Source organism: Jatrophihabitans telluris, from assembly GCF_023516435.1.
Classification (GTDB): Bacteria; Actinomycetota; Actinomycetes; order Mycobacteriales; family Jatrophihabitantaceae; genus Jatrophihabitans_A; species Jatrophihabitans_A telluris.
This window is the reverse complement of the sequence record NZ_CP097332.1, coordinates 3,844,029-3,865,865: the sequence shown is the minus strand read 5'-3', so window position 1 is coordinate 3,865,865 and position 21,837 is coordinate 3,844,029. Positions and strand designations below refer to the sequence as shown.

The 21,837-nt window shown below is 69.5% G+C and carries 12 protein-coding genes and 1 tRNA gene; 5 read left to right on the top strand and 8 right to left on the bottom strand.

What is annotated here, in order from left to right:
* Window positions 1–23 precede the first annotated feature (23 nt).
* The 3 genes from M6D93_RS17810 to M6D93_RS17800 form a co-directional block, all read right to left on the bottom strand.
* Window positions 24–2,105, bottom strand: a complete 2,082-nt coding sequence (locus M6D93_RS17810) for a glycosyltransferase family 39 protein (RefSeq protein WP_249771324.1) — start codon at window positions 2,103–2,105, stop codon at window positions 24–26.
* Window positions 2,102–3,586: a sensor histidine kinase gene (locus tag M6D93_RS17805; protein WP_249774231.1), complete on the bottom strand. Its 1,485-nt coding sequence runs from the start codon at window positions 3,584–3,586 to the stop codon at window positions 2,102–2,104. Before M6D93_RS17805 ends, M6D93_RS17810 begins: the two co-directional genes overlap by 4 nt.
* An 89-nt stretch (window positions 3,587–3,675) precedes the next feature.
* On the bottom strand, window positions 3,676–4,413 hold the full coding sequence (locus M6D93_RS17800; protein WP_283818606.1) for a response regulator transcription factor: 738 nt from the start codon (window positions 4,411–4,413) through the stop codon (window positions 3,676–3,678).
* A 200-nt stretch (window positions 4,414–4,613) separates the two neighbouring features.
* Between M6D93_RS17800 and M6D93_RS17795 the strand changes: the two genes are divergently transcribed.
* On the top strand, window positions 4,614–5,015 hold the full coding sequence (locus M6D93_RS17795) for a hypothetical protein (RefSeq protein WP_249771322.1): 402 nt from the start codon (window positions 4,614–4,616) through the stop codon (window positions 5,013–5,015).
* 169 nt (window positions 5,016–5,184) lie between these two features.
* Here the strand turns inward: M6D93_RS17795 and leuS are convergent, their stop codons facing one another.
* Window positions 5,185–7,722 (bottom strand): leucine--tRNA ligase, encoded by a 2,538-nt coding sequence (gene leuS, locus M6D93_RS17790; RefSeq protein WP_249771320.1) that lies wholly within the window; start codon window positions 7,720–7,722, stop codon window positions 5,185–5,187.
* Between the two features lie 169 nt (window positions 7,723–7,891).
* On the opposite strand from leuS, the gene M6D93_RS17785 reads away from it, so the two are divergent.
* The 4 genes from M6D93_RS17785 (at window position 7,892) to M6D93_RS17770 (ending at window position 11,577) form a co-directional block, all read left to right on the top strand.
* A tRNA-Thr gene (locus M6D93_RS17785) sits at window positions 7,892–7,964 on the top strand.
* Window positions 7,965–8,369: 405 nt separating this feature from the next.
* Complete coding sequence (locus tag M6D93_RS17780) at window positions 8,370–9,635, top strand: extracellular solute-binding protein (protein ID WP_249771318.1); 1,266 nt, start codon at window positions 8,370–8,372, stop codon at window positions 9,633–9,635.
* A gap of 14 nt (window positions 9,636–9,649) precedes the next feature.
* Window positions 9,650–10,684 carry a carbohydrate ABC transporter permease gene (locus tag M6D93_RS17775; RefSeq protein WP_249771316.1) on the top strand — a complete coding sequence of 345 codons (1,035 nt, stop codon included), beginning with the start codon at window positions 9,650–9,652 and terminating at the stop codon, window positions 10,682–10,684.
* Window positions 10,681–11,577: a carbohydrate ABC transporter permease gene (locus M6D93_RS17770; RefSeq protein ID WP_249771314.1), complete on the top strand. Its 897-nt coding sequence runs from the start codon at window positions 10,681–10,683 to the stop codon at window positions 11,575–11,577. Before M6D93_RS17775 ends, M6D93_RS17770 begins: the two co-directional genes overlap by 4 nt.
* 22 nt (window positions 11,578–11,599) lie before the next feature.
* Here the strand turns inward: M6D93_RS17770 and M6D93_RS17765 are convergent, their stop codons facing one another.
* The 4 genes from M6D93_RS17765 to M6D93_RS17750 are packed head-to-tail and all read right to left on the bottom strand — an operon-like array spanning window position 11,600 to window position 21,780.
* Window positions 11,600–14,815, bottom strand: a complete 3,216-nt coding sequence (locus tag M6D93_RS17765; RefSeq protein WP_249771312.1) for an eCIS core domain-containing protein — start codon at window positions 14,813–14,815, stop codon at window positions 11,600–11,602.
* Window positions 14,812–16,416 carry a DUF6519 domain-containing protein gene (locus M6D93_RS17760; protein ID WP_249771310.1) on the bottom strand — a complete coding sequence of 535 codons (1,605 nt, stop codon included), beginning with the start codon at window positions 16,414–16,416 and terminating at the stop codon, window positions 14,812–14,814. Before M6D93_RS17760 ends, M6D93_RS17765 begins: the two co-directional genes overlap by 4 nt.
* A gap of 10 nt (window positions 16,417–16,426) precedes the next feature.
* A complete protein-coding gene (locus M6D93_RS17755; RefSeq protein WP_249771308.1) occupies window positions 16,427–18,556 on the bottom strand; it encodes a hypothetical protein in 2,130 nt (709 codons plus the stop codon).
* Complete coding sequence (locus M6D93_RS17750; protein WP_249771306.1) at window positions 18,553–21,780, bottom strand: putative baseplate assembly protein; 3,228 nt, start codon at window positions 21,778–21,780, stop codon at window positions 18,553–18,555. The genes M6D93_RS17755 and M6D93_RS17750 overlap by 4 nt, the downstream gene beginning before the upstream one ends.
* Window positions 21,781–21,837: the final 57 nt, after the last annotated feature.

Below are 21,837 nucleotides of genomic sequence, written 5' to 3'. Positions count from 1 at the left end.
AGTTCGGGCCGCACAATGGCCGTTTAGGGGGTGAGGTTGTAGAGGGTTACGCCGCCCACGGTGGTGGCGGTGAAGTTCTGCTCCACCCAGGTCGCGATCGCGGAGGAGGCGCTGCTTCCGCCCATTTGGTTGCCGAATCCGCCACCGCTGGCGATGAAGTAGTGGATCTTGCCCGCGGCCACGTACGCCTTGAACTGCGCCAGCGTGGGTGACGGATCGCTGCCGTTGAACCCGCCGATCGCCATCACCGGCTGCTGGGTAGCCAACTGGAAGCCCGCCGCGCTGTTCGAACCCACGGCCGCGGCGACCCATCTGTACTTCGAGGCGTCCGCCTTGAGCGCAGCGACTACCGCAGCCGACGGCGTGCTCGCGTTGAGCAGACCGCCCGCACCGCCGGCGTTCGCCCTGGCACCGCCCAAGCCCCCCGCACCGCCGAAGCCGCCCGCACCGCCGAAGCCACCCGCACCGGTCGGGGGCGCGGCCGTGCCGGTCGCGGGTGTGCCCGTCCGAGCGCCGAAGCCGCCGGCCGCCCGATTGCCGCCGAAACCGCCGCGACCGCCGGCACCACCGATGCCGCTGGTGAACGAGGCCGGCCCGGCCGAGGGAATCGATCCGCTGTGCGGGGTCGCGGCGGTCGCGATCGAGTACGCCGTCGGACCCGCCAACGAGGCCACCAGAGCCAGGCCGGCGACGGCCGCCGCGGCCCGTTCGGTCAGCCGGGACATCACCAGCAGCATCAGCGCCGACATGGTGCCCACGATGAGGATCGAGTATCGCAACCAGGGCATCCAGCCCGACACCCGGTCGAGCAGGATGAACTCCCACGCGGCGGTGACGGCGACCGTCAACGCGAGCAGGACGTTGGCCGTGAAGTTCCGCCGCATTCGCCACAGCCCGGCAACGGTGACGCCGATGACACCACCGATCGCCGGGGACAGGGCGACCGTGTAGTACGGGTGGATGATGCCCTTGGCGAAGCTGAACGTCAGCCACGTGACGACGAGCCAGCCTCCCCACACGATCAGGGCCGCACGAATCCGGTTCGTGCGCGCAGCCTTGCGGGTGAACCACAGTCCGATCAGCAAGGCGAGCAGGGACGTCGGCAGCAACCAGGCGATCTCGCCGCCCATCTCCGAGCCGAACAACCGTGACCAGCCGGTGCTGCCCCACATGCCGCCGGCGGTATTGCCGCCGCCGACACTGCCGGTCTCGTTTCCGGTCAACCGGCCCAGACCGTTGTAACCCAGGGTCAGCTCAAGGATCGAGTTGTGCTGCGAACCACCTATGTAGGGACGCATCGAGGCCGGCGTCAGCTGCACGATTGCGATCCACCAGCCTGCCGCGCCCACTAGTGCGGCGCCGCCGACGAGCAGTTGCACGATCCGCCGACGCATCGACGTCGGAGCGCAGACCAGGTACGCCAGAGCGAAGGCCGGCACGACCAGCAGCGCTTGCAGCTGTTTGGTCAGGAAGCCGAAGCCGATCAGGACGCCGACGGCGACCAGCCACTTGGTGGAGGCCTGTTCCAGGGCCCGCAGAGCGCAATAGGCCGCGATCGTCATGAGGAGCACGAGCAGGGCGTCCGGGTTGTTGAACCGGAACATCAGCGCAGCCACCGGCGTGGCGGCCATTACGGCTCCGGCGACCAGGCCCCCGAGCGCACCGGAGGTCCGCCGCACCGCCAGGTAGAGGACGCCGACCGCGGCAACGCCTTCCAGTGCCTGCGGGACGAGGATCGACCAGGAACTCAGGCCGAAGATCCGCACCGACAGGGCCATGATCCACAGCGACGCCGGCGGCTTGTCCACCGTTATCGAGTTGGACGCGTCCGAAGACCCGAAGAACATCGCCTTCCAGCTCTGCGATCCCGCCTGGACCGCCGCGGAGTAGAAGGAGTTCGCCCACCCTGACGCGCCCAGGCCCCAGAGGTAGAGCAGGCCCGTGGCGAGCAACAATGCCAGCAGGGATGGGCGTACCCAGGCCGGGTCGCCGGTCCGTCCCCGGATGAGCGACCGGCCGCGACCGGCCACGCTGAGGCGGCCGCCTGCTGTGCTGGACGCGTCGGGGGAGGAATAGCCAGGGGCGGTAAGGGTGTCTGCCGTCATACCGAGAGAATCTGCCCGCCGAACCTGGCGGAACTCTGTGCACCGTCTGAACGGAGGCCGTGGGTTGGCAGCGCGACGGTGAAGATCGTCTCGCCGGGCCGGGACGACACCGTGATCGTGCCTGCGTGGGCGGCGACGACGGCGGCCACGATCGCCAGCCCGAGCCCGGTCGAGCCGGCGGCGCGGGAGCGGGATTCCTCCCCCCGGGAAAATCGCTCGAAGATGTCGGGGACGAGCTCAGGGGGGATCCCGGGGCCGTCGTCGCGGACGACCAGGCTCGCGGATTCGCCCTGCCGAGAAAGGGAAATCCAGATGTTGGTACCGGGCGGGGTGTGCGTGCGGGCGTTGGCCAGAATGTTGACCAGCACCTGCTGCAGCCGGGCCTCATCGCCCTTGACGGTGATCGGGTGATCTTCCAGGTCCGCGTCGCCGAGGTCGAGATGCCACCGGTGATCCGGCCCGGCAGCGTGCGCGTCGGACAGGACGTCAACGGTCAAGCGAGCGAGATCCACATCGTCGGCGGCGAGGGGACGTCCGGCGTCCAGGCGCGCCAGTAACAGCAGGTCCTCGACCAGGGTCGTCATGCGCGCCGCCTCGGACTCGACCCGCGTCATCGCGTGTGCGATGTCGGGCGGGGCGATTTCCCTGCTACGACGGGTCAATTCGGCGTAGCCACGAATCGAGGCCAGCGGCGTGCGAAGTTCGTGGCTGGCGTCGGCGACGAACTGCCGTACCCGCATCTCGCTCTGGTGACGGGCGTTGAGGGCTTCGCTGACGTTTTCGAGCATGCGGTTGAGCGCGATCCCGACCTGGCCGACCTCGGTGTGGGGATTGGGTTCGGCCACTCGGACGGCCAGCGCCACTTCACCTTCGTTGAGCTGCATGTCGGCGACCTTGGATGCGGTGGACGTGACACGCCGCAACGGTCTCAGCGCCAGCCGCACGATGAGCGCGCCCAATAGTGCCGCCAGGATAAGGCCGATCAGGCTCAGGGCGGTGATGATCAGCGACAGCCGGACCACGGTGCTCGTCACCTGCGCCAGCGGAAGTCCGGTGATGATCTTGGCCGCGCTGTTCGGCTCGGCGTTCACAGCGACGCGGTAACTGCCGTAGCCGCTGAGCGTGACGGTGTGCGGCTGGCCGTCGGCGGCCACGTTCTCCAGCTGGGAAAGGGCCGTGGCGCTCAGGTTCTCGTCCGCGCCGCTGGTACGGCGGATCTTGGCCACCATCTGCCCCGCCGAGTTGGTGAAGACCCCGATCGTCCCGTCGGCTTGGCCCACCGGAAGGCGGTCACGGAACTGGGGATTGCCACTCCCTGTTCCCGAGTCGGGCGGGGTGAACGGGGCACCGTTGGGCGTTACGCCCTGGCGGCGGCCGGCCGCGGTCAGCTGGTCGTCCAGTTTCCCGACCAGAAAGCTATGGAGGGCGAACGTGGTGAAGACCCCGATGCCCAGGCAGATGACCACGATCAGGGCGAGCATGCTCGACACGAGCCGAGTGCGTAACGTCCAGTCACGTAGGGGTTTCGGCCGCAGGCTCGCGACCGGACGGGACAGCGACCGTTGCATCGCTATCCGGCGGCGCGCAGGACGTAGCCGACGCCGCGCAGGGTGTGGATCATCGGTTCGCGCCCGGCGTCGATCTTCTTGCGCAGGTAGGAGATGTAGATCTCGACGACATTGGCCTGGCCGCCGAAGTCGTAATTCCAGACGCGGTCCAGGATCTGGGCCTTGGACAGCACCCGGCGCGGATTGCGCATGAGATAGCGCAGCAGTTCGAACTCCGTGGCGGTCAGGTTGATCTCGTCACCGGCGCGCGAGACCTCGTGGCTCTCCTCGTCCAGAGTCAGGTCGCCGACGCTGAGTGTCGAACCACCCTTGGCGGCCGCGATCGAGGTGCGCCGCATCAGGCCCCGCACCCGGGCCACGACCTCCTCCAGGGAGAACGGCTTGGTGACGTAGTCGTCACCGCCCGCGGTGAGCCCGGCGATCCGGTCCTCGACCGCGTCCTTGGCGGTCAGGAACAGCACGGGCAGGTCGGGTGACTCGTCGCGCAGCCGCCGCATGACCTCGAGGCCGTTGAGGTCGGGAAGCATGATGTCCAGCACGACCGCGTCCGGCTTGAACTCCCGCGCCACGCGGACGGCAGACAGCCCGTCGTTGGCGGTGCGGATGTCCCAGCCTTCGTAGCGCAGGGCCATGGTCAGCAGGTCGGCGAGGTTGGGTTCGTCGTCGACCACGAGTACGCGGACGGGCGTGCCGTCGGTACGTACGAGAGAGGCGGGGCGGGGAGCGCTGGTAGCAGTCACGGTCTACAGAGTGTTGCACGTTGCTGGCGCCGCTCTGTGTGAACTCTGTGGCCAACCTGTGGATGCGAGTCGGGCGGGCTGTCGACTCTCTTGCTCACAGCGTGCTGCCAGCGTGCTGCCAGAGCGCTGCCGGAGTGCCGAGACAATCTGGGCGGGAATGTTCGCGCAAAGGGCGAGCCCCTAGCGAAGGTGTTCCGCCGATGTCCAGCTCGACCCCGTCCGTCCCGGACTCACCCGTGCCGTACCCGCCTACGCCCGCCCCGCCGGCGTGGGCCATGCCGCAGGTGGCTCCGCTGCCGCCGGTGGCTCCGCTGCCGCCGGTGGCTCCGGTGGCTCCGGTGGCTCCGGCTGTTCCGGCGGCTTCTGCTGGCGGAGTGCAGGCGACGTACCCGCAGTGGACGCCCGTGCAGACGGCGGTGGCGCTAGCGGCGGCTGCGGTGATCGCGTGCTTGGGAACCGTGGCCGTCGCATGGGCCGACCACACGAGCTCGTCGGGCACGTCCAACTCGCGGTTCACCCCGGGCAACGGCGGCTTCGGCGGCGGGCCGGCGGGATTCGGCCAAAACCAGAACCAGAACCAGAACCCGGTCCCGGCGAACTAGCCGAACCGATTCCGAGCAACGAGGGCAACCTCAACGTGGGATTCCGAGCAACGAGGGCAACCTCAACGTGGGATTCGGAGCAACGAGGGCAACCTCAACGTGGGATTCGGAGCAACGAGGGCAACCTCAACGTGGGATTCCGAGCAACGAGGGCAACCTCAACGTGGGATCAGCCGGGCAGGATGTTGACCAGTTTCGGGGCGCGGACGATCACCTTCGCCACCGGCCGGCCGGCCAGCGCCTTCACGACACCGTCGCTGGCGACCGCCAGGGCCTCCAGTTCGGCGTCAGAGATGTCCGGGGACACCTCGAGGCGCTCGCGGACCTTGCCCTGCACCTGAACCACGCACGTGACCGTCGCGTGAACCAGCAGCTCCGGAAGTGCGGTCGGCCAACCGGCCAGGTGCACCGAGTCACCCGACTCCACGTCGTGACCCATCGCCGCCCAGCAGTCCTCGGCGGTGAACGGTGCGACCGTCGACAGCATCCGCACCAGCGCCTCGGCCCCCTCACGCACGGCCGGGTCGCCGGCCCCCGCGCCGGAGTCGATCGCCTTGCGGAGCAGATTGGTGAGCTCCTGCAGGCGGGCGATGACCACGTTGAAGCGGAAGCCCTCCATCAGCCGGGTGTTCTCCTCGACGATGGCGTGCACACCCCGCCGCACGGCCTGATCGCCCGTGGCGGGCTCGCCCTGGTCGAGGCCGGCGGCCGCGACGTCCTGCGCCACCCGCCAGACCCGGGCCAGCCACTTCACCGAACCGGTGGGCGAGACATCGGCCCAGTCGACATCGGCCTCCGGGGGTGAGGCGAAGAGCATCGTGACCCGGATCGCGTCGACCCCGTAGGAGGCCAGTTCCTCGCCCAGCTCGACCATGTTGCCCAGCGACTTGCTCATCGCGGCGCCGTCGAGCACGACCGAGCCCTGGTTCAGCAGAGCCCTGAACGGTTCGGTGAACTCCACCATGCCCATGTCGTAGAGCACCTTGGTGATGAACCGGCTGTAGAGCAGGTGCAGGATGGCGTGCTCGACGCCGCCGACGTACTGGTCGACCGGTAGCCACTTGCGAACCTCGTCCGGGTCGAACGGGCCGTCGGTGTAGTTGGGCGAGGCGAAGCGGATGAAGTACCAGGACGAGTCCACGAACGTGTCCATGGTGTCGGAATCCCGCTCGGCCGGGCCGCCGCACTTCGGGCACTCGACGTGCAGCCAGTCGTGGTTGGACGCCAGCGGCGACTCGCCCTTGGGGGACAGCTCCTCCCCGCGCATGTCCGGCAGCGTCACGGGCAGCTGGTCGTCGGGCACCGGCACCATGCCGTCGACCGGGCAGTGGATGACCGGGATCGGGCAGCCCCAGTAGCGCTGGCGGGAGATCAGCCAGTCGCGCAGGCGGTAGTTGGTGGTGGCCTTGCCGGTACCCGCCGCATCCAGGTCGGCGATGATCGTGGCGATGGCCTCCGCCTTGGACCGTCCGTCGTAGGGTCCGGAGTTGACGATGACACCGTCGCCGCTGGTGGCCACCCCGCTCTCGTGGGGATCGGCCTCGCCGGTGTCCAGCACGACCCGCACCGGCAGGCCGAACGCGCGGGCGAAGTCGAGGTCGCGCTGGTCGTGCGCGGGCACCGCCATGATGACGCCGGTGCCGTACCCGGCCAGCACGTAGTCGGCCGCCCACACCGGGATGTGCTCGCCGTTCACCGGGTTGATCACGGTGATGCCCAGCGGCACGCCGGTCTTGGGCCGGTTGGTGGCCTCGCGGTCCAGGTCGGACAGCCCCGCGACCTCGGCCCGGTAGGCCTCCAGAGCCTCGCGCTGCTCGGGGGCGCACAGCTCCAGAGCAGCCTCGGCGTCGGCCGCCACGACGGCGAACGTCGCGCCGAACAACGTGTCCGGCCGGGTCGTGTAGACGGTGATGGTCTGGCCGTCGCTCGGACCGCCGGAGACCACGAAGTCGACCTCCGCGCCCTGGGAACGGCCGATCCAGTTGCGCTGCATGAGCAGGACGCGCGACGGCCAGGTGCCCTCGAGCGCGGTCATGTCATCGAGCAGCCGCTCGGCGTAGTCGGTGATACGCAGGTACCACTGGGTCAGCGTCCGCTTGGTGACCTGAGTCCCGCACCGCTCGCACCGCCCGGCCACGACCTGCTCGTTGGCCAGTACGGTCTGATCCTTCGGGCACCAGTTGACCGGGGAGGCCTTGCGGTAGGCCAGCCCGCGCTCCAGGAAGCGGGTGAACAGCCACTGCTGCCAGCGGTAGTAGTCCGGGTCGGAGGTCTGCAGGCGATGTGACCAGGAGAAGGACGGCGCGTAGCGGCGGAAGGACTCGGCCTGGGTTTCGATGTTCGAGTACGTCCACTCGCGCGGGTTGATGCCGCGCTTGATGGCGGCGTTCTCGGCCGGCAGCCCGAAGGAGTCCCAACCGATGGGGTGCAGGACGTCCTCGCCGCGCTGCATGTGGAACCGGGCGACGGCGTCACCGATCGCGTAGGCCTCGGCGTGACCCATGTGCAGGTCGCCTGAGGGGTACGGGAACATGTCGAGGATGTAGCTGCGCGGCCCCGGGCGCTTGCCGGGCTCGTAGAGCTCGAGTGCGTCCCAAACGGGCAGCCAGCGGTCCTGGGCGGCGCGCGGGTCGTAGGACTGGGACTCGGTCTGTTCCGAAGGAACCGAGCCCGTGACGGTGTCGGTGGCGGCGATGTGATCAGTCATGGCACTGGAAAGGCTACTGCAACGCAGGCCCCGGATTTCGGGCCGGACGGCGGGGCTCAGGCGGCAGGCTCGGCGGCGGGCCCAGGCCGGTGACAATCCCGATTTCGCGGGCAGCGGGCCGCCCGATAGACTCCACCGGTCGCGAGTCCGCCCCCGGGTGGCCTGGCACGCCGCCTTAGCTCAGTCGGCAGAGCATCTCACTCGTAATGAGAAGGTCTAGGGTTCGATTCCCTAAGGCGGCTCAACCACAAAGGGGCCTCGGGAAACCGAGGCCCCTTTGGTTTGGCCGTGGTCCAGCGCCGCTGCGGGCCCATTGTTCGCCACACCGGTGGCGCCGGGGGCAGGTCAGTTCTGTCGTCCAGCGCATCCCCCGCTGCCGGGCGATGCTCGCCGGACTCCAGATGTTGCCCCTATGTTTTCTCAGGTTACGGCGGCCGAACATTTCGGTGCCGAGAAATGTAAGCGCTTCGAGCGCCGTTTACCCCTGCTGCGAAGGGAAAATCTGTCTCATGACCACGTGCCCACACCCGTTCATGGTCTAGACCACGCTTCGAAAGAATGGTGTAGACCATTGCCAGATGGCGGTGTCACCCGGCACACTCGTCGCCAGTCGATCGAATCGGTGGGACAACCTCGGGAGGACACGGATGGTGCGCACGAAACTCGCGGTACTGGCCGCGACGGCGGCGGCCGTCGTCGGGCTGGCTGCCTGCGGCGGGGGGACCGGAAGCAGCGACAGCAAGAACACCGGTAGCAGCGGCTCGGTCAAGTCGATCAAGATCGTCGCCGCCGAGTACTCCAAGGACAACACCGCGAAGTTCTGGAACGACTTCGCCACCAAGTACCAGGCCAAGACCGGCATCAAGCTCGACGTCCAGGTCGTGAGCTGGGACGATATCGACCAGACGTCCTCGACGATGGTGCAGAACAACAACGCGCCCGACATCCTGAACCTCAACGTCTACGCCAGCTACGCCAAGGACAACCTGCTCTACAGCGCGGACGACGTTCTGTCCTCCTCGGTGAAGTCGGACCTGCTCGACGCTTTCGTCAAGAGCGGCAGCTACAACGGCAAGCTTTACGGCATGCCCGATCTGTCCTCGGCCCGGGCGTTGTTCTACAACAAGACACTCTTCGCCAAGGCGGGCATCGCCGCGCCGCCCAAGACGTGGGACGAGTTCGAGACCGACGCCAAGAAGCTGACCGCGCTGGGCAACGGCACCGTCGGCTACGCCATGCCGCTCGGGCCGGAAGAGGCCCAGGCCGAGTTCGGAATCTGGCTGGTCAACAACGGCGGTGACTGGAAGTCCGGCGGCAAGTGGACGATCAACTCCGCCCAGAACGTCGACACCCTGTCCTTCCTCCGCAAGCTCGCGGTCGAGGACAAGGTCACCCAGAACAACCCCGGCAAGACCAACCGCACCGACGGCGCCTTCCCCCTGTTCACCTCCGGAAAGGCAGGCATGATCGTCGGATTCTCGCCGCTGTCGGCCCAGCTGGACAAGGACAAGAAGGTCGAGTACGGCATCGCCCCGATGCCGACCAAGGACGGTTCGCCGGCCCAGACCTACGGCGTCACCGACTACCTGATGGCGTTCAAGAAGAGCGGCAACCAGGCCGCGATCAAGGCCTTCTACGACCTCTACTACGCCCCGGACGAGGTCAACACGTTCATCAAGGCCGAGGGGTTCCTGCCGGTGACCAAGTCCGGTCTGCAGTCCTTCGCCTCGCAGGCCAACTTGAAGGTGTACCTCGACACGTTGCCCAACGTGCACCTGACGCCGACCGATGACCCGACCTGGGACAAGGTCAAGCTCGACGTCCAGCAGAACATCGGCGCCGCGGTCGGCTCCGGGGGAGACCCGAAGAAGGTCCTGGACACGCTGCAGACCGACGCCGAGGCGAACAGCTGAGCGTGGGCAACGTCGTGAACCGCCCAGCATCGGCCTCCGGTACGGGTACCGCGTCCTCCTCCGACGCGGTGCCCGTACCGGGGCCGGCCGCCCAGCGAGCCGCGCGATCGGGACCCGGTCGCCGGTGGGGCGGACGAGCGACCGGCCGGCGCGGCCGAGACCGGGGACGCGCCCCGCTCGGCGTGGCCCTGCTGTGGCTGTCGCCGGCCCTGATCCTCATCGCGGGCGTGGTCATCTATCCCGCGGTGGAACTCATCCGCGCCTCTCTGTCGAGCTACTCCATCACCGGCCTGCGGCTGGGCTCCGCCGGTGGGCGCAACTACTCCAAGGTCCTCCACCACCGGGCGCTGGCGACCGTCCTGAAGAACACCGGCGTCTGGGTGCTGTGCGTCGTGGCGCTGACGATCCTGATCAGCCTGGCCCTGGCGCAGTTCCTGTCCAAGGACTTCTTCGGCCGGCGCGTGGTTCGATGGGCGGTCATCGTGCCGTGGGCGGCGTCGCTGGTGATCACCGCGCGCATGTTCACGCTGATCTACGACTACTACCACGGCGTGCTCAACCACGCGCTGCTCTCGGTGCACCTGATCTCCAAGCCGATCGACTTTCTCGGTGACGACCGCTGGACGATGATCTCGATGATCGCGGTCGGCGTGTTCGTGTCGATCCCCTTCACCGCCTACGTCTTCCTGGCCGGACTCAACGCGATCCCGACCGACATCTACGAGGCGGCGCTCATCGACGGTGCCCGTCCGTGGCAGGTGTACTGGTCGGTGACGCTGCCGCTGCTGCGGCCGGCCATGCTCGTGGCCAGCGTCCTCAACATCATCTACGTCTTCAACTCATTCCCGATCGTCTATACCCTCAACGATCGCAATCCCGGCTTCGCCCACGACACCTCGATCACCTTCATGTACAAGCTGGCGTTCAAGAGCGCCGAGCACGACGTCGGCATGTCGGCCGCCGCCGGAGTCTTCAACGTGCTGCTCATCCTGGTCGTGGTCATGGTGTACCTCAGGCTCGTCAAGTGGCAGGAACCGGTGAACCGATGAGCGCCACGACCGCTACCGATCCGTCGGGCCCGATGGTGACGCCCGCCCGCCCAGGCCGCCGGCCGACCGGTTGGCCTGCGGCGCGCCGCTTCGTGCTTCCGCTCATCGGCCTGTTCGTCGCGCTGGCGTTCCTGTGGCCGTTCCTGGTGATGCTGCTGGACGCGCTGCGCACGAGCAATGACGTGGTGGCCACCCCGACGACATTCCTGCCGCGACATTGGCAGTTCTCGACGTTCTCCGACGTGCTCGGCGACGGCCGGTTCCGCAACTGGCTCAAGACCTCGGTACTGGTGGCGGTCTGCTCCACCGTCATCGTGCTGGTGGTTTCCGTGCCCGCGGCCTACTTCACGGCCCGGTTCCGGTTCCCGGGCCGGACGGCCTTCCTGCTGCTCGTCCTGATCACGCAGATGTTCTCGCCGACCTCGCTGGTCGTCGGCATCTACCGTGAGTTCTTCGACGCCAACCTGGTCAACACCTACCTGGCGATCATCCTGACCAACGCCGCCTTCAACCTCGCGTTCGCGATCTGGATCCTGCAGGGTTTCTTCGGCTCGATCCCCCAGGAGGTCGAGGAGGCCGCCCACCTCGACGGGTGCGGGCGGCTGGCCACACTGTGGCGGATCATGCTGCCGCTGACCCTGCCCGGCGTCGTCACCGCCGTGGTGTTCACCTTCATCGCCGCCTGGAATGAATACGTCGTGGCGCTGACCCTGATGCAGGACGACAGCAAGAAGCCGCTCACCGTCGGGATTTCCTCCTACGTGACCGGCTACGAGCAGCATTGGGACCAGCTCTTCGCCGCCTCGTTGATCGCGATCGTGCCGGTGGTGATCCTGTTCGCGTTCATCGAGAAGCACCTGGTGGGCGGTCTCACCGCAGGCTCGGTCAAGTAGACCGGGCTCAGGACGAGCACGATCATTCCTGGCTGAAGCCCTGATTGGTTCCGAGCTCGCGGCTGATCCTGACGTTCGAGCCGCCGCCGGCGGTCGTCACCACCCGGTCGATGCCGTGCTGGTCCAGGATGCGGCCGATGTCGGCCTGCAGCGCGCGGTCGTCCAACGCCGCACCCGGATTGGCCTGCTGCCATTGGGCGACGTGGCTGTCGATGGCCGCCTCGGCCGCTCGCAACCGCGGCAGCACGATCTGGCCGATCTCCGGCGGCACGCCCGGTTGGGCGGCCACTGCCTGCACCTGGCCGATCACCTCGGCGAGGTTGCCGACCTTGGTCCGTGCCCCGACGGGACCCTGCGAGGGCAGGTTCTGCTGCAAGGCGGTGACCTTCGAGACGGAGGAGCCGGTCTTGAGGGCCTTGTTGTCGAGCACCTTGATCCGCCCGGACGCGGGGGCATAGCTGACCGAGTCGATCCCGCTCTCGTTCACTCCGCCCGGCGCGGCAACGAGAATCTCGTGCGAGCCGCGGGTGAAGGCATCGGTCAGCTCGCCGTGGCGCCCCCGGTACTGCGAGGACTGCACCTTGCCCACGTAGTCCTCGAACGACGTCGGCTGCTTGTTCGCGGCGAGGGCCGCGGCCCGGTTCGCCTGCCAGCGGCCCCACATGTCCCGTAGCTCGGACGGGGAGTCGGCGGCCAGGTCCCGCAACTGTGCCTGCCCGCCGTAACGGCGGTTCGATGCGGCGACGGCGTTCTGCAGATCGGGCAGATCAGCCAGCGAATCCAGACCTTCCTGCAGCCGGGCCGCGGCCATCGGGGCCTCGTCCTGAATCCGCTGGGCGGGAGTGCGCCGGTACCGGGCGGCAACCGCCGCCGCCGGCGAACCCGCCGCCGGCGACGGACCACCGGGCGCGGGCGATCCCCCCGCGCCTCCCGAGGCCCCCGAGGCCCCCGAGGCGCCGGCGGGATCGAGCGAGCCCAGCTTCTGGCCCAGCACCGGACCTTGGCCTTCGGGGACCTCAGCGCGCAGTTCAGCGCCGAGTTCGCCGAACGTGCTGTGGGTGTCGGCTGGTCGTGCCGAAGTGGGAACACTGAGGATCAGGGCGTTCGCGGCAGCCAAACCGCCCGACCGGATGGCCAGGTCGCGGTCACCGGTCTGGGCGTAGGTCACGCCGCCCGTGATGGTCGCGGCCGTGGCCGTCCGGGCCAGCGCACCGCCGACGGGTCCCTTGATCGACCCTGCGGCCTGGCCCAGCGGGGAGGTCACCGTCCCGACGGCGAAACTGGTCAGGGCCGATGTGCCGATCTCACCGGCGCCCTTGCCCTCGAGCGCGGACGACGTCGCCCCGCCGGCGGCGTTTCCGACCCCTTCGGCCACCGCTGCCCGCGCCACGTTCACGACACGGCTCGTGCTCTGCCCGACCTTCAGCGCGGTCCCGGCCGCACGCCCGGCGGCTCCGCCCACCCCGGACACGACGCCTTCCTTGAATCCCCGCCAGCCTTCGGACTTGCCGGCCTGCCACGCCTGTCCCGCCGTACCGCCGGCCAGCCCGACGCCCGCGGCCGCGGTCCCGCCTCGCAGCACGGCACCGCCGGTGCCCACGACCAGGCCGGTACCCCCGATGGTCAGGGCGGTGGCCGTCAGTCCCGTCGCGCCAGTGGCCAGCACCCCGCCCGCCACGATCGGTGCGGCCACCACCGCGCCGATGGCCAAGGTCGCGGCGAAGGCGACGTCACGCGTCACCTCCAGGACGGTCACCGTTGTCTCGGCCGTGGAGATCAGGTCGCGGACGTAGGCGCTGGACAGTTGCTTGGCCGCACCGGCGTAACGCTCGCTGGTGCTGAAGAACTCCGCGGCCCGCGCGAGCTCGCCGCGATCGATGAACACCCGGGCCGTCTTGGCGTTGATCCGCGCGGTTCGCACGTCCTGGGTGACCGCCTCGCCCGGGTCCTTGATGCCGCCGAAGAGATGGACGGCGCCGGAGACGATGTACTGGTCGGAATTGATCTGGTGCTGAGCGGCGTACTGCGCTTCGGCATCGTCGGCGCGTCGCGCGATCTTCACCAGGCCGTCCTGCATGCTCTTGACCGCGCCCGCCCGGATGCGGCTGTGTTCCTCCGCCGTGATCAGCAGTACCTGCCCGTCCCGGACGATGACGAAGTTGCCGGGTGAGGACTGCGAGGGCCTGATTCCGTCCACCGTTCGCATCACCGTGATCAGGGCATCGCCCTCGGACTCGCCGCCGCGGGGAGCGAAGGCCTGCTGGATCTTCTCGGCTCGCTCCTTGACCGCGGCTTGCTGGTCTCGCCGGCCCTTCTCGGCCTCCAGCTTGGACAGGGCCTCGGTGAGCATCAGCCGGTCGGCCTTGCGGGCGCCGACCCGCAGGAAGTCATGGATGGCATTGATCTCGCGCAGCAGCTCGAGCTCGGGCATGGTGTCGTCGACGAGCAGTGACTCCGTCAGCGAGCGCGGGACCACCGACGCGCCGGCCACCGGTGCGCTCGACCGTTTTCGCGTTGTCCGGCCGGACGATTCCTGCTTGTTTCGCTGCTTCAGCTCCGCGCGCAACCGCGACTGCTCCTCGATCAGGTGATCGTTGTCGGCGCTGCTCACCGGGTGCGCGCTCAGGTACGACTCGATCTCGTTGATCTCGGCTTCCAGTTCGGTGTGGCTCAGCGTGGCCGGGTTCAGGCTCAGTTCCAAGGACCGCGGCGCTCGGGCCGGCCCGATTCCTCGTTCGCGCACCGGATCTACCCGACGTCCGGCCGCAACCGTCGCGGCCGCTCGCTCCGCCTCGTACTCGGCGGCCTGTGCCGGAGCGCCGGCGAACGCCCCGATGGGCCCGCTGTGCGAACGGTGTTCCTGCTGCAGGACGTGCGCGATCTCGTGGGCGAGCAGCCGCTGTCCCGGCCCGGATCGGGCGCTGCCGGAGGAGTCGGCGCTGCCGGGCAGCACGACATGACTGCCGACGGTGTAGGCCCGGGCCCGCAGCAGCTCGCACGAGCGCTCAGCCGAGGGCCCACTATGCACTTGCACGTGGGAGAAGTCCCGGTCGAACAAGGGCTCCAGCTCAGCCCGGACGGGTTCGGCCAGTCCTCGGCCGGGCTCGGCCACCGTGCGACGGACCAGCGCGGGGAGGTATCCGGGCGCGCCGATCGAGGCGGTCACCGGACGGCGGCGAGCCGATCCGCCCACGCGCTGCGCGGGTGTTCGCACCGACAGCGGAGCGGGAAGGGTCACCGCGGCTGCTTGCGCGCCGGACTCCTGCGCGCGCGTCCCTGGGCGGGGCCGGCCTTGGCCGGAGCGGCCGGTCGAGGCGCCGCGGTGGCACCGATCGCGGCGTCGCGGAAGGCAGCGTTGGAGAACTCGGCGGGCGTGAGGTCCGGGTTCGGGGTGGGGATCTCGTCACCGGCGGGCGTGACGGTCCCGTCGGCGGCCACCCACGCCAACGGGGCGTAGTGGTAGCTCACGCCGTCCGGGGGTCGGCTGACCGGCCCCAGTTCATCCCTCGGCCAGAGCACGTCGCCCGGAATGGTGCGGGCCGGGATCCACCAGTAGTCACCGCGCCGGTACAGGCGCTGATCCTTCTGCGTTCCGGCCACGAACATGACCTGCACGCCGTCCTCGAGGTCGATCCAGTGCCCCTCGACGACCGGCAGGGCGCCGTCGTCGGAAACCGTTATCTCACCGACCGAATCCGTCGTGGTCGTCCGGGGATGGTCCCAGCGACGCAGGAACGGATGCAGCTGCGGTTCGGTGCCGGGCAGCGCGCTTGCGTCCAGACTGACCGGCTCCTGGTCCAGGGTCACGGTCCGGCCCGGGTAGTCGATCGCGACGACTCGGTGCAGCGGTAACGGAGGATCGACGGGAAGACGCAGGCTGTACCGGTCGTCGAGCAGCTCCACCCAGTCGCCGACGTCCAGCGCGAGCTTGCGGTCGCGGCCCAGGTCGGCCAACGTAACGCTGGCCCCGGCCACCGAATCGATCGCGAAGACCACCGAGGCGTTCTCACGCGAGAAGCTGAAGGTCGCGACCCCGACCCCGACCCCGGCCCCGGCTCCGACGTTGCCCTGCCCACCCGCCTGATCGAGTTGCCCCGCGGGCGCGCCGGGGTCGTAGGCCACTCCGCCGCGGTGGATCTCCACCCGGTAGAGCTGATTCTCCGGGCCGCGGTATCGCGCGTCCGGCGACAGGTCGCAGGGATGGTCGTCCGACGCGGCCGGGCGGATCGCCTGCGCGCGCAGCAGGGGCACGTCCAACGGCTGCCGGCCCAGGTTCTGGGCCAGCCAGCCGAGGCCGTCGGCGGTCGCGGCGCTGCCGTCGGCCGGTACGTCGGCGCTGGCGGTCGCAACCTGCCAGACGACCTGCCGCCGGGCCGAGGTGTCGGGGGCCAGATCGCCGAGGGCCACCTCACGCACCTGGTCGTCCTGCAGCGCGGTGACCAGCCGCTCCCACACCCTGAGGTAGACCAGATACGGCGCCTGGGCAAGGGCATCCGCGGCCAGGTCGGGATCAAGGTAAGCCTGGGGCTGAGTCCAGTAGGTCAGCTCGGGCAGGTCGTTCTCGACGAGCAGGCCGCCGACGTACATCCGTCCGCGCGACAGCGCCAGGTCTGGATCGCCGGCTGCGGTGGTCGTGGTGGTGACCGCGAAACCGGCGTTCGACCCCGCCGGGCGCGCGCACGGGCCGACCAGGTCGGCCACGACGGTGCGCAGATAGTGCAGCAGGATAAGGGTGTTCTCGTTCTGGTCGGAGTCCAGGCTCACCCTGCCCTGCTGGGCCAGGACGGCCGCGAAATGTTTGCTCGCCTCGTAGTGGACGCGCGAGAAGTCTCCTTGCATGGCCTGCTCCTCAAGTCACGAAGATGAGACCGGCGTCGCCGCCGGCAGGGATGTATTCGGCCACCCGCGTCTGGAGCGCATCCGTCCGCTGGGGCTGGAACAGGTCGTGGAACACGCCCATCTCGGAGGCGTCATCGGCGCCCCGGCTGATCTCCCGCGGGCAGTGCGCGGCATCCAGCTGCAGGTATCCCGGCGTGCCGTATCGGGTGTCGGTGAAGACGGGCCGGACCCGCTCCGGCTCACCGGACAACTCCGGCTCGCAGTGGAACCGCGGCGGGGTCTGCGAATCCGGGGGCAGCCAGCAGAACCGGACGCAGCCGTCCTGGCGGCCTTCGATGACGACCTCGCCGTCGAGGATGCTGTTGTCCAGCAGGTCGCTGGAGTGTGCCCGCACCACGCCGATGATCGTGCTGCGGCGGGCGTTGAACGCCGCGTAGGCACTTGTACATTCCGGGCCACCGAGTGCGTCGAGATCGGTTCGGGTCGCGTCGAGCACGCTGTCGGACAGGTAGATCGTGGCCGGCGCACGCCCGCGCTCACCGCTGTTCACCAGGATGCTGCCCAGAATGCTGTGCTCGATCTGCACGCACACCGAGCTGTCGAACAGCTCCAGGCTCGGCTCCTCTTCATGCTCGGCGCAGCAGTCGGAGTCCAGCGACCAGCCCGGGACGAAGGTGCTGTGCCGCACCACCAATCGGCACAGGTCCCCGCGAACCCGGACGCCGCGGCCACCGACGAGCAGCCCGTCGAGGATCAGCTGCGGCTCCGGCCCGTTCCCGTTGCCCGTCCCCACCACCGTCAGCGCATCGGGCCGGTTGCCGTACCAGTCGAGCATGCGCAGGACGGGCCTGCGACGCTGAGCCGCGCGGACGGTGAGTACGTCGCCGTGGTCGAGTTCGATCCGGATCCGCTCCTGGTAGGCGCCGGAGTCGGTGATCTCGATGACCGCGTGCCGCTTGGTGGGGTCGGCGGCCTTGTCCTGCTGCCAGCTCCGCACGGCGTCGGTGATCAGCTCGAAGGGCTGGTGTGGCCCGACGCGGTACAGCGCCACGTCGGCGGCCGCGTCGGTGAGTGGCCGCTCGTACTCGCCGCCGCCGAGGTCATCCGACAGGCCGTAGTGATAGCTGACCCAGACACCGACGTCCGGCGAAGTCCTGACCGGCAGGGCGATCCGGCCGCGTACCGGATCGACGGCGACCTGATCGCCGCTCGGGTGGTAGCGCCAGCCGGACAGGTCGGCCGGGACGATCCGGCTCAGGTCGACGAGCTCGTCGTCGAGCCAGAGGGCCAGGCTGCGGTGCGGACCGTAGTACTGGGCGAGGAAATCGTGGAAGGCGCGGCGCCTGATGAAGGCCGGCACGTTGGTCTCGTCCGCGATGTGGTCCGGAGCCGGCTCGTGCCGGGGCGCGGTGATCAACGGGACGTCATTGCCCAGCAGGCTGAGGGTGAAATGCGCGCGGTCCCGGTCGACGCAGTACGCCGGAGCCCGGGTGATGGAGTACGGCTGCAGGCGCCAGAGGAACAATCCGACCTCGGGCAGGTTGAACTCGCGACGGCGCCGGTGCGAAGTCAATCGGGAGACGGCCACGGTGTGCGCGAGTTCGTCGAACGGGCCGTCGACGCGATCGAGCTGTTCGCCGCGTCGAAGATCAGCCGTGCGCGGCCGCGCGGCGCGGGCGGTCGGCGAGTGGGCTGCCGGCTCCAGCCGCACCGGCACGGTTTCCTCCAGCAGACGCAGGAATTCCACCGAGCGGGCCGGCCAGCGGGCCACGTCGGCGGCGAGGTCTTCCAGCACCGCCAGGGTTGCCCGGCGCCTGCGGTTGCGCACGGTGTTGGCGACATCGCGGCGCGGGGCCACGACATTGGCCAGCAGTGCGGCCTCGGCGCTCGGTGAGGCCAGCGCCTGCTCCGAGCCGGGCAGTGACCGATAGCCGATCAGCTCGCCCAGATAAGGGATGACCCACGGCTGGCAGGTTTCGATGAACCAGTCGTCGTAGAGCTGGGCGATGTCGGCGTCGACGATCTCGACCTGTTCGGCGACCACCTCCAACAGTGCCTGCAAGGCGCCGCCGGCTTCGACGTCGCGGCGCTGGTAGAGGCGCGGCAGCAAGTGCAGCAGGCCGTCGGGGTCGTAGCTCACGGGATCCTCCTGAGCAGCAAGGTGTCCTCGAGCTCGGCGCAGAGCACGACCAGTTGCGCCGGACGGATCCCGCGGAACACCACGAGTTCCTGGCCGACGACGAGATCGTTGCTGTCCAGCGCCCGGTTGAGCTCGAGCAGTTCGGCCAGCCCCAGCCCGAAACGGTCGGCGACGCCGGAGAGCGTGTCGCCGTCGACCACCCGGTAACGGTCCTCGTCGTAGCGGGCGGGCGCCGCGGGGACGCACGGATTCGGTTGCGGCGAGCCTGCGGTCAGGCCGGCGCCCAGACTCAGCAGGTCCAGCGGCCCGGACAGGGCCGGCACTCCGGCGAAGACGTCCACGTCGATGTAGTCGACACCGTCGACGGCGCTCGCCGCGGCGAGCGCCGTGCTCAGATTGGCCGGCTCACCCAGCTGCTGCCGATCGAATCCGAAGGCCTCCAGCAGAGCCTGGCGCACCACCGGCTCGACGAGGTCCCAGGAATAGTCCGGCGCCACCTTCACGCCCGCCGACAGGATGAGGCGGATGAGTTCGCGGACGTCGACCCGAACCGGGTAGTGCGGCTCGCCGAACTCACGCAGGGACCGCTCGAGTTCGATGAACGTCAGCGAGGACGGCTCCAGCGGGGCGTCGTCCACCGCGGCCACCGTGACCTGCACGAGCTCGCGCTGCCCGTCGTAGAGCCGGGCCGCGGCCGCCTTGGCGAACCCGGTGCGGGCTTGCGTGAAGTCGGCGTAGTCCTGCACCGAAACCAATCGATCCAAGGCCAGCGACCGCAGCGGGATCACCCGCCGGGCATCCTGCGGCCCGTCGGCGCGGGTACCGCCGGAGGCCGGCACCGGGTTGCCCACGCCATTGACCCCGAGCGCCCGAGTGCCCAGCTGGCTGATCTGCCCGGGCGGCAGATTCCCCGAGGCCCCGGCCCCGATCCGGTACTGCGCCGTGATGTTCTCCACGCCGCTGGGAGGGCGGGCGCCGTGCACGCCGTCACCGAAGACCACGCGCGCGGTTTCGGAGTCCGTTCGCAGGGCGTAATCGTGATCGACGGCGCCGGAGAACGCCAGCCCGTCGGTCTCGTGCCATTGCACCCCGTTGACGCGGACCGTGAGTGCCGCGCTGGCTCCGTCCGGGTCGTCGGAGGCTACCGCGGTCAGAGGACGATCGGCCGAGACCTGACGCAGCGGGAAGGACGAACCGGGCACCGCGGCGTCTCCGCTGCCCAGCACCTCCGACCGACTTTCCCCTTGCGTCGCCGGTACGACATTGCCGGCCAGGACCACCGTGGCGCGACGGTAGCGGTAGGCCAGCGGGTTGATCAGTTCCACCGTGCTCGTGATCCGACCCGCCGGCTGGTCGGGATCGACGTCCTGGCGGACGCCGCCGATCATCACCACCTCGCTCGCGATCAGGCCGGTCACCAGCGGGACGTCGGTGCGTTCACCGGTGACGACGATGCGGCGGCCGGGGCCCAGCCCGTCGTAGGCGCGGGCCAGCTCGATGCTCGCGCCCGCCACGTCGTCGGTGATCGCCTCGCCCTGTGCCACCAACGACTCGCCCTGGGCGTACACCGTCGTCCGATTCAGTTCTGCCGCGGCGGGCAGCGCCTGGTCGATGGTCAGGACGGTGACGGCCACGTCGACGTTGGCGGTGTTTCCAGCCGGGCCGACGACTTGGGCCACGACTTGCTGGGCCACGTCCAGCACCCGGCGTGCGTGGGCTTCGACGGGACCGCCGGCGACCGAGTTTGTCTCCACGACGATCCAGCTGCCGGCTGCGATCCCGTCGTACACAGCGTCCAATTGCAGCGCCGCCGCTGCCGCTCCGGCTGCCCCGGCTCCGCCACCGGCCGGCACCAGATTCAGAACCGCGCCGCCGTCGTCGGAATGCGACAGGAACGGCCGGGCCTTGATCCGCAGCACCAGCAGGGAGGCCAGCGGCGAGGGCGGGGTCAGGGCCTCGGTCGACCAGGCCGGATACAGCAGGCCCGCCAGTAGCGGGTCCGCCGCCGCGATGAGCCGGACCAGCGCGTCGGAATCCGGCGCGAAGCGCTGCCCCGGATCTGCGGCCAGATCGAGCGCGGACCGCGGCGGTACCGACGGTGGCGTGCGCAGCGCGGGCAGGATCGGCATCAACGCGGCCAGCCCGCTTCCCTGATCGCAGTTGTGGTCCGGCCGGTGGCCGATCCCCGCTCCCGATTCATCCGGCGGGCACAACAGGGCGACCGCCGCTTGCCGGGCGGCCGCCACCGCCGGGTCCACCTCGCGCAGGACCGCATTCGCGGCCGTGCTCAGACCGGCCAGCTCGGTCAGCACCTGGTCGACGTAGTCGCTGAGCCAGTTCTGCCCGCCGATCCCGGCCTGCCGCTGCGCGAGATGCCGTTGCTCGGCCAGCCGCTGGGCGAGCGCGGTGACGACGTCGAGGGACAGTTGGGCCGCGGTGGCTTCGGTGACGGTGGGCAGCGCGGACACTTGCGCGAGGGTGTCCCGCAGCGCCGACATGAGCGCGGCCTTGGGGGCGTTTGCGCTCGCCAGTTTGGCCGCCTCGGCCGTGCGCGATGATGCGTTGGCCAACGGGTCCTGGACCATCGAGGGCAGCGGGACGAGGTCCAGTCGGGTCGACCCGGCGGCGAAGTCAGGGGTGGACGCGGCCACGGTCCGGATCACCGGATCCCCGCTCGCACCGAAGAGGAACAGCAACCGGTCACCGGGACGCAGGACGGCCGCGGTCCCCGTGAGCGTCAGCCGGGTCAGTTGCCGGTCGACCTGGTCGGCGGTGAACGCGGCGGGTTGATGCGTGCGCACGGCCAGCTGGTTCCACTCCTCGCGGGCGGCCAGCGGCTCGGAGGTCTCGAAGGTCTGGGGTAGCTGTCCGGACGCGGGGACGCTCTTGGCCTGGCTGCCGGCCGGGATGACCGTGACCGAACCGGGATCCAGGGTGTAGGCCAGGTAGGTGCTGGCCGCCAGGGCCGGCCGGTTCTGGTGTCCGACGAGACGGCCCAGCTCCGTCAGGGACTTGGAGTCGGTGGCGGTGCCGAGATATCCCTCGTTGGCGATGCGTTCCTGGTAGAACGTCAGGACGTCACCCAGCACGGCCCAGGCGTCCAGCAGCGCCAGCGCAGGGTCGCCGGCATCCCGGTCGGTCAGCCTGCTCAGTGCGGGCGCGATCGACAGCCGGGCCCGCAGCGACGCGGCGAAGGTGGGGTAGCGACCGACCCGCCGGGACACGCTCGGCAGTCCTGGTCGGTTGACGGTGCTCTCCGGGGTGTGCGGACGCAGCCCGCA